The organism is Catenulispora sp. GP43 (assembly GCF_041260665.1).
Classification (GTDB): domain Bacteria; phylum Actinomycetota; class Actinomycetes; order Streptomycetales; family Catenulisporaceae; genus Catenulispora.
Genome location: NZ_JBGCCT010000004.1, coordinates 61379 through 68422 on the forward strand (window position 1 = coordinate 61379; position 7044 = coordinate 68422).

Sequence of the window (7044 nt, forward strand, 5' to 3'; positions counted from 1 at the left end):
GAAAGCGGATGATTGCAGAGTCCTATGACAGAAGGCGTATTCCCGGCAGACTTGGCCGACGCGAACTTTCTGCTGGAGGTGTTGGCGGAGAGTCGGCTCGATGCCGCGGATTGGGAAGCTGTCGCCGAGCCGCTCGCCGAACTGCGGGCCGCGTGGCAGAACGAGGACGCCGACCGCTTCAGGACCGTGGTGGAGGAACTCTCGGTCTTCACGACGCAGCGCGCGGCCGTCAAGGTGACGCAGCCCGCTGATCCGCCGCCTCGGGAGATCCTCGAAGTCATCAACTCACTGGTCCGAACCATCTCGCCGCCAGCGCAGACCAAGCCCGGCCAGGCGAAGAATGCCGCCGGCCGCTGAGACCGCACGGAGCGCCGGCCTCCAAATCCACGCGTTCCTCCCGGCCGACTTCGTGCAGCGGGCTTCGTCGCCCGAACGTCGATACCTCGACCAGCTGTGGGAAGCCTGCGGCGCCCTCGGCCTGACGCGCGGGCTCGATGGCGGCTCCGCGCCGGACGACATCCCCGAAAGCCTGCCCGCTGCGGTCGACGGCTTTCGCCTGATGGCCGGGCGCGGCGCCGAAGGGCCCGACACCCTTCAAGCGTTCGTCTACCGCTTGCACGACGTCGTCGGCTTCAGCCTGATGCTCTCGTACGTGGAGCCGGTGCCCTGGCGAGATCTCGACGAGCTCTGGTCCGCCAGCGCTCCCGTTCCCGGCGACGACGTTGATGTCTTGGGCTTCATACGGCTGTACCGCGCGGTGTCGACATCCACGGCGCGCCGCTCGCGGGGCAGACACAGGACGGAGGACGACCTCCGGCAAGCTTTCCCCGACGCCGGATCGAGCCGGCTGGTGTGGCGCGGACCGCAGACCCTGGCCGATGCCACCACGGCGCCGTCACCGGTCCTGGTGTGGGAGGCGGCTCCGGAGTCCGCGAGCCGGCTGGCGCCCGAGCGCAGTTTGGCGGTGGTGGCCGAACCATCCGCCGGCGTCCCCGATCCCGAGCCCGCCGTCGACGCGTGGACCTGGAGCGCGACCGGCGCGCCGGAACTGGCTCCGTTGGGCCGTGCTCTGCTGCACGCCGCGAAGATCCGTTACGAGGCGCGCGTACTTCGCGCCGACGATCGCTTTCGCGCCGACCGCGCGGAAGCAGAACAACACGTCGACTCGCTCGTACAGCTCATGGCCGCACCCGCGACAGATGTCAGCACCCTGCTCGCCGTCCAGCGGGAGCTGGGGGTGCTGGAGGCCGGGGCCACCGGGCTGATCACCGCGCGGACCCGGCTGCGGGCCATGCGGCGGGCCGTCACGATCGCCGACCAGAACCTCGTCGACGCGCTCGGCGCGGACGACGGCGACGGCGGCGGTCGCGGCGGCGGTCACGGCGCGGTGCTCGGCCGGGACCGGGAGACCGCGCGGTGGGTGACGCGCCAGATCGACGCCGACGAGGATTACCTGGCGGCGACCAGTGAACGGGTCCGCGAGATCGCCGCGTCGGTCTCCTCCGCCGTCCGCGAACGCCAGGACCGGCGCCGGGAGCAGGTGACGGTGCTGCAGGGCTCGTTCCTGGGGGCCGTGATCATGGCGCTGACCGCGGTCCAGGCGCTGGGCTACCACGTCCCGGTCCGCGCGTCGGTCCAGCCGGCGCTCATCGCGTTCCTCGCCGCCACGGCCCTGGTGCTTCCGCCCGCGGTGCTGCGCTGGCCGCGCGGGCTCGGCGGTCCGGCGGTGTTCGCCTGGCCGGATCTGCTCGGCGTGGCGGTGTGGGCCGCGTCCGGTTCGTGGTTCGTGACCGCCGTGTGGGAACGGGGCCACGGGCATCGTCGTTCTTCTGTGCCGACTGTTCTGATCTGCGTCGGCACGGCAATCGCGGTGGTCGCGGTGGTGTCCGCGATCAGGGGATGGCGGCGGCGACGTGATCCAGGGTCGAGTTGGGTGATCGAGGCCGATCGTCCAGACGGAAAAGGCACGCGCTTTGCAAACGAACACCTGGTCAGTACCGGGGTAGACCAGAAGTATGAGGTTCTTGGACCGGATGCATCGTGACCGGGTGGCCGTGGCGGCGGCGCTGCTGCTGCCGCTCGCGGTCGCGACGATCCTGCTCCCCTGGCGCGGCTCCATCGCGAACACCGATGTGGCGCTGCTTCTGGTCGTGGCCATCGTCGCGGTGGCCGCCGACGGCAATCGCACGGCCGGCATCCTGTCGGCGTTCTCGGCGGCGGCGTGGTTCGACTTCTTCTGGACCGTGCCGTACCAGCGGTTCACCATCACCCGGCACACCGACCTGGAGACCACGGTGCTCCTGGTGGTCGTCGGCGCGGCGGTGAGCGAGCTCGCCGTCCGGGGCCGCCGGGCCCGGCGGGTCGTCGTCCGCGACAGCTCCTATCTGGAAGCCCTGCGCACCACGTCCGCGCTGATCGCCGACGGCCGCGACGAGCGCGAGATCATCGGCCACGTCCAGGCCCAGCTGGTGATGCTGCTCGGGCTGCGCGCGGCCCGCTTCGAGCAGGGCCGGCTCCTGGGCCACCCGCCGCGCCTGACCGACGACGCCACCCTGGCCTGGGGAAAGGTCCGCTGGGACATCGACCAGTACGGGTTCCCCGACGAGGACGTCGAACTGCTGGCCCGCTCGGGCGGCCGCACGCGCGGACGGTTCATGCTCACCCCGGTGCCCGGCAGCGCGCCGTCGCCGGAGGCCCGGCGGATGGCAGTGATGCTCAGCGACTTGGTCGGGGCGGTCCTGGCCGGCGCGGCGGCGCGGTCGACTGTCGGCTGAGGCACCAGACCGGGCAGCAGGACGACGCCCACGGTCCCCCATTCAGCCCAACGCGCCTCGGCGCCCGGTCCTGTGGACAAGATCGGTCGAGCGCGGCGATCTACCGTGGAAGTATGCCGCCAATTCCGTGGTGGGCGCTGCTGTCATCCGGCGCAGCCCCGGTACTGATGATCGGCGGCTGGGCGGTCGCTTCGGAGCTCCAGCCCACAGGCTTCGATCCGCTCAGCCAAACGATCAGTGCGCTGGCCGCTGACGGGGCAACGGACCGGTGGGTGATGACGTGGGCATTCGCCGGGATCGGGATGTGCTACTTCGTCACGGCGTGCGGGCTCAAGCGGGTGCGGCCGGCGGGGCGGGTCATGCTGCTGCTCGGCGGTGCCTGTTCGGTCGCGGTGGCGTTCTTCCCGGAGCCGGGCGACGGCGGCACCACGCCGCAGCACGTCGTGGCCACCGGGCTCGGCTTCACGACGCTGGCGGTCTGGCCCTGCCTGGCCGTGGAGCACAGCCCGTCGGCGCCGTGGCCGCTGCGGCCGGCGGTCTCAGCCGGGTTCACCGCGGTGGTGCTGGTGAGCGCGGCCTGGTTCCTGCTCGCCCTGAACGGTCACGGCGAGGCCGGGGTCGCCGAACGTGTCGTGACCGGGCTGCAGGCGCTGTGGCCGTTGATCGTCGCCGCCGGCCTTCGGTACTCGGCCGGTCAGCAGGGTCGCCGTCATGCCTACGACGAAGCCGGCCAGCGCCGGGCCCGGCAGGCCGCCGTGCGGTGCGAAGCCGTCGACGGCGAACATGGCCAGGCTCTGAGCCGCTGCGCCGATGCCCACCACCAGCAGCACCGGTGACCACCAGCCGGCCGGGCCGATCCCGCCGGGCAGGCGCAGCATCGGGCGCTCGGCCCAGGTGATGGCCGCGACCAGCGGCGCGAGCAGCACCGTGAGCAGGGCCAGCCAGGCCAGCCGCAGCTCCCACCACTGCCCACTGCCGATGGCCGGCTGCGCGAACACCCCGGTGGCGTAGAAGGCCACCGCGACGATGAGCGCCGGCGCGAAGTGCCACAGGTAGACGTTCATGACCACGCTGTTCAGGCGCCGCACCCGTGGCCAGAGGCGCGGCCCGGTCAGCCGCCGGGAGGCCCACGGCTCGGCCGCCAGCACCAGGCCCGACTGCGCCGCGGCGAACGCCAGGAAGGCGATGGAAGGCGGGTTGGTGTTGCCGGAGCCGACCATGTCGACCTTGTACGCCCCGGACGCCACCAGCCCCACCAGCAGCGCGGCCCCGGTCCCGGCCAGCGCGTACGGACGCCACCGCGGCGTGGTCAGTCTGCCGTCCAGCCACGAGAAGCCCCACTGGTGGATGCAGCCCCAGACGAACAGGTAGTCGGCGTAGCCGACGAAGTGCAGGCCGGGCACCGTCTTGACGGCCGAGACCAGCCCGGTCGCCACGGCCATCGCGGCCGGCACCGCCAGACCCCAGCGCCGGTGCGCGGCCAGCAGGACCGGCGTGAGCGCGTTGAGCAGCAGGTAGACCGGCAGGAACCACAGGTGCAGGGCCATCAGCCAGGCGATCTCGGCGAGCTCCGCGGAGGGCACCGCCGCCGCCCGCGCGATCACCACCGCGACGAGCGCCACGGCGATGTAGACCGCGGTGGGCCACAGCAGCCGCATGACCCGGTCGCGGACCCACCGGGTCCAGTCCTCGCCCTCCGCGTGGTGCTTGGACCAGGACCCGGCGTTGACATAGCCCCCGACCAGGAAGAACACCGGCATGACCTGCATGCCCCAGGTGACCCAGCGCCCCCAGCCGATGTAGTCGATCGCGTCGACGCCGGACAGCCGCCCGTGCTGGTAGGTGACCGAGACCAGCAGCCAGTGGCCGTAGACCACCCCGCTGATGGCCAGGACCCGCAGCAGGTCCGCGTAGCGATTCCGCGCCATGCCGCTCGCCTACCCGCACTGGGGGAATTTATTGGGCTGCTATGTATCTGATCCCTCCGCTGACCGTCGCCACACCTGCGGCGACGGCGACGAGAATCGGGAACGCCAACAGGGCGGCGTGCCCGGCGATGTGGGCGAGGAGGAATCCGGCCGTGGCCGGCGCGAGGGCGGCGGCCGAGGTGGCGGCCAGCAAGATCACACTGACCACACGGCCTTGCAGGTGATCGGGGGTGACGGCGGCCTGGTAGCCGAACAGGGCGGCATTGGCGCTGGGGCCGAGGAAGACGGCCGCGGCCAGCGGCGCGGCGGCGCCGATGCCCGGGGCCAGCAGGACGCTGACCGTCATCAGGGCGGCGGTGGACCAGCAGATCAGCCTGATCAGCGTCGGCAGCCGCAGCCGGCGTTGCAGGGCCGGGGCCAGGAAGGCGCCGAGCAGGCCGCCGACGCCGATGATCGCGGTGGCCAGGCCGATCAGGGCCGGCGGCTGGCCGGCCCGGCGCAGCTCGAGGGTCAGGGCGAAGATCATGCCGGTGAAGGCCATGTTGAGGGGGGTGGCGATGGCGATCAGGGCGCGGAGGAAGGGGTTGGCCGCGACGAAGCGGAGGCCCTGCCAGCCGGATCTGCCACCGGCGACAGCGACTGCGACATCATCACCAACACCGACACTGGTGTCGTTGGCGTCGGCGTCGGCGTCGGCGTCGCTGGCGTCGGCCGGTTCGGGCATCGGCTCCGGCCTGGCCTGTTGCAGCGGCCGTCGAATGCACACCACGGCCACCAGCGAGAAGCCGTAGCTCAGCGTGTTGCCGAGGAACGGCAGCGCCCTGCCCAGCCCGAACAGCAGGCCGCCCAAAGGCGGCCCGGCCAGCGAGGTCCCGTACGACCGCGCCTCGTTGCGCGCGACGGCCGTGACGATGTGGTCCGGGCTCACCAGGGCGCGGACGGCCGCGAATTCGGTGGTGCTGAACACGGCGGTCGCCGCGGCGCCGGCGACCACCACGGCCAGGATCACCGGCAGGGTGGCCGCCTTCGCCATGACGGCCCAGGCCAGAGCTGCGTAGCCGGCAAGGCGGATGGCGTCGCAGACGATCAGCAGCCGGCGGCGGTCGAAGCGGTCGGCCAGGACGCCGGCGGGCAGGCGGCAGGCGGTGGCGATGGTCAGGCCCACCGTCCCCACCAGGCCGGCCCGGGTCGGCGAGCCGGTCAGTTGGAGGACCAGGAGGGGAAGTGCCAGGTCGGACATGGCGGTGCCGAGGTCCGACAGGCACTGGCCGCCCCAGAGCAGGTTGAAGTCGCGGTTGCGCCACAGACCGGGCGGGCGGCCGGGCTGTGGCTGCGACTGTGGACGTGTTTGCGGCTGCGCCTGTGCCTCGCCGAGGTCCGTGCCGCTGTCGGCGCGGACCTCGGCGACAGCGTCGGCGCCACCAGCGGTGACGGGTTCGGTCACGTCGCCTCCGTCGTGGGAATGACCAGCGTCTTCGTCACCGTCCCGTCGTCGCCGACGACGTCGCGCAGGAACCGGAACCCCAGCCGCCGGCACATCTCCAGGCTCGCGGTGTTCTCCGCGCCGACCATCCCGTAGACCTCCTTCAACCCGAGGTTGTCGGCGGCGTGGCGTAACAGCCCGCGGACCACCTCCGAGCCCACTCCCCGGCGCCAGAACGGCGGGCTGAGCGCGACGACCAGCTCGTATCCCTCGACGTTCCCGGTCTTCTTGCACTCGGCGTGGCCCGCGAACTCGCCGTCCATCCACAGGCCCCAGACGTCGAACAGCTCCTTGGGGTACACGTCGTCGCGGATCGCGCGGAACAGCGCGCGCAGCTCCGGCTCGCTCACGAGGTCCTGGCCCATCCAGTGGCACACCTCCTCGTTGCGCAGCAGGGTGACGAAACAGTCTTCGTCCTCATCTCGGTAGGGGATGTAATCCAGGCGGTCGGTGCGCAGGACAGGGGTCACGGTGACCTCCGTGAGATGTGGGCCGGGCTGTGCCGCCCGCCGGCAGTGCGCGCGGGCGGCACGGGGGTGACCGGGCGCCGCACGGTGGTCCACCGCCGGCGCCCCGTCTCGCGGTCGATCAGGCCTCGGCCTCGGCCATGCGCTCGCGCAGGCTGCGCGGCCGCATGTCGGTCCAGACCTCGTCGACGTAGGCGGAGCACTCCGCTTCGGTGCCCTCCTTGCCGACGGGCTGCCAGCCCGCGGGCACCTCGATCTCGAGCGGCCACAGCGAGTACTGCTCCTCGTCGTTGCGCAGCACCTGGTAGCGGGTGTTCTCGTCCATGTCACATTCCTTCGTCATCGCTGGGATCGTCCGGGGGAAACACCGGGCGGCCGGGGGTGCCCGGCAG

The 7044-nt window shown here is 72.0% G+C and carries 7 protein-coding genes and 1 pseudogene; 4 read left to right on the forward strand and 4 right to left on the reverse strand.

Features of this window, described 5'->3' with window-relative positions:
* Nucleotides 1-51: 51 nt before the first annotated feature.
* The 4 genes and pseudogenes from ABH926_RS10575 to ABH926_RS10590 all read left to right on the forward strand — a co-directional run.
* Entirely contained in the window at nt 52-357 is a 306-nt protein-coding gene (locus ABH926_RS10575; protein ID WP_370365252.1) for a CATRA system-associated protein, read from the forward strand.
* Entirely contained in the window at nt 341-2044 is a 1704-nt protein-coding gene (locus tag ABH926_RS10580) for a CATRA conflict system CASPASE/TPR repeat-associated protein (protein WP_370365253.1), read from the forward strand. The genes ABH926_RS10575 and ABH926_RS10580 overlap by 17 nt, the downstream gene beginning before the upstream one ends.
* Nucleotides 2016-2774: a DUF4118 domain-containing protein gene (locus tag ABH926_RS10585; RefSeq protein WP_370365254.1), complete on the forward strand. Its 759-nt coding sequence runs from the start codon at nt 2016-2018 to the stop codon at nt 2772-2774. The genes ABH926_RS10580 and ABH926_RS10585 overlap by 29 nt, the downstream gene beginning before the upstream one ends.
* Before the next feature lie 167 nt (nt 2775-2941).
* A pseudogene (locus ABH926_RS10590) lies at nt 2942-3388 on the forward strand (DUF998 domain-containing protein); the annotation flags it as partial.
* Here ABH926_RS10590 and ABH926_RS10595 read toward each other — a convergent pair.
* The 4 genes from ABH926_RS10595 to ABH926_RS10610 form a co-directional block, all read right to left on the reverse strand.
* Nucleotides 3314-4702: an acyltransferase gene (locus ABH926_RS10595; RefSeq protein WP_370365255.1), complete on the reverse strand. Its 1389-nt coding sequence runs from the start codon at nt 4700-4702 to the stop codon at nt 3314-3316. The pseudogene ABH926_RS10590 and the gene ABH926_RS10595 overlap by 75 nt on opposite strands.
* A 28-nt stretch (nt 4703-4730) precedes the next feature.
* Nucleotides 4731-6146 carry an MFS transporter gene (locus ABH926_RS10600; protein ID WP_370365256.1) on the reverse strand — a complete coding sequence of 472 codons (1416 nt, stop codon included), beginning with the start codon at nt 6144-6146 and terminating at the stop codon, nt 4731-4733.
* The gene (locus tag ABH926_RS10605) at nt 6143-6655 is read right to left on the reverse strand and encodes a GNAT family N-acetyltransferase (protein WP_370365257.1); all 513 of its coding nucleotides are present in this window, start codon (nt 6653-6655) and stop codon (nt 6143-6145) included. The genes ABH926_RS10600 and ABH926_RS10605 overlap by 4 nt, the downstream gene beginning before the upstream one ends.
* A gap of 118 nt (nt 6656-6773) precedes the next feature.
* Nucleotides 6774-6977 carry an MbtH family protein gene (locus ABH926_RS10610; RefSeq protein ID WP_370365258.1) on the reverse strand — a complete coding sequence of 68 codons (204 nt, stop codon included), beginning with the start codon at nt 6975-6977 and terminating at the stop codon, nt 6774-6776.
* Nucleotides 6978-7044: the final 67 nt, after the last annotated feature.

What these genes read in the sequence shown, in the direction of transcription:
- ABH926_RS10580 (WP_370365253.1), top strand. Translation starts at nt 341, where the DNA reads ATGCCGCCGGCCGCTGAGACCGCACGGAGCGCCGGCCTCCAAATCCAC.
- ABH926_RS10585 (WP_370365254.1), top strand. Translation starts at nt 2,016, where the DNA reads ATGAGGTTCTTGGACCGGATGCATCGTGACCGGGTGGCCGTGGCGGCG.
- ABH926_RS10595 (WP_370365255.1), bottom strand. Translation starts at nt 4,702, where the DNA reads ATGGCGCGGAATCGCTACGCGGACCTGCTGCGGGTCCTGGCCATCAGC.
- ABH926_RS10610 (WP_370365258.1), bottom strand. Translation starts at nt 6,977, where the DNA reads ATGGACGAGAACACCCGCTACCAGGTGCTGCGCAACGACGAGGAGCAG.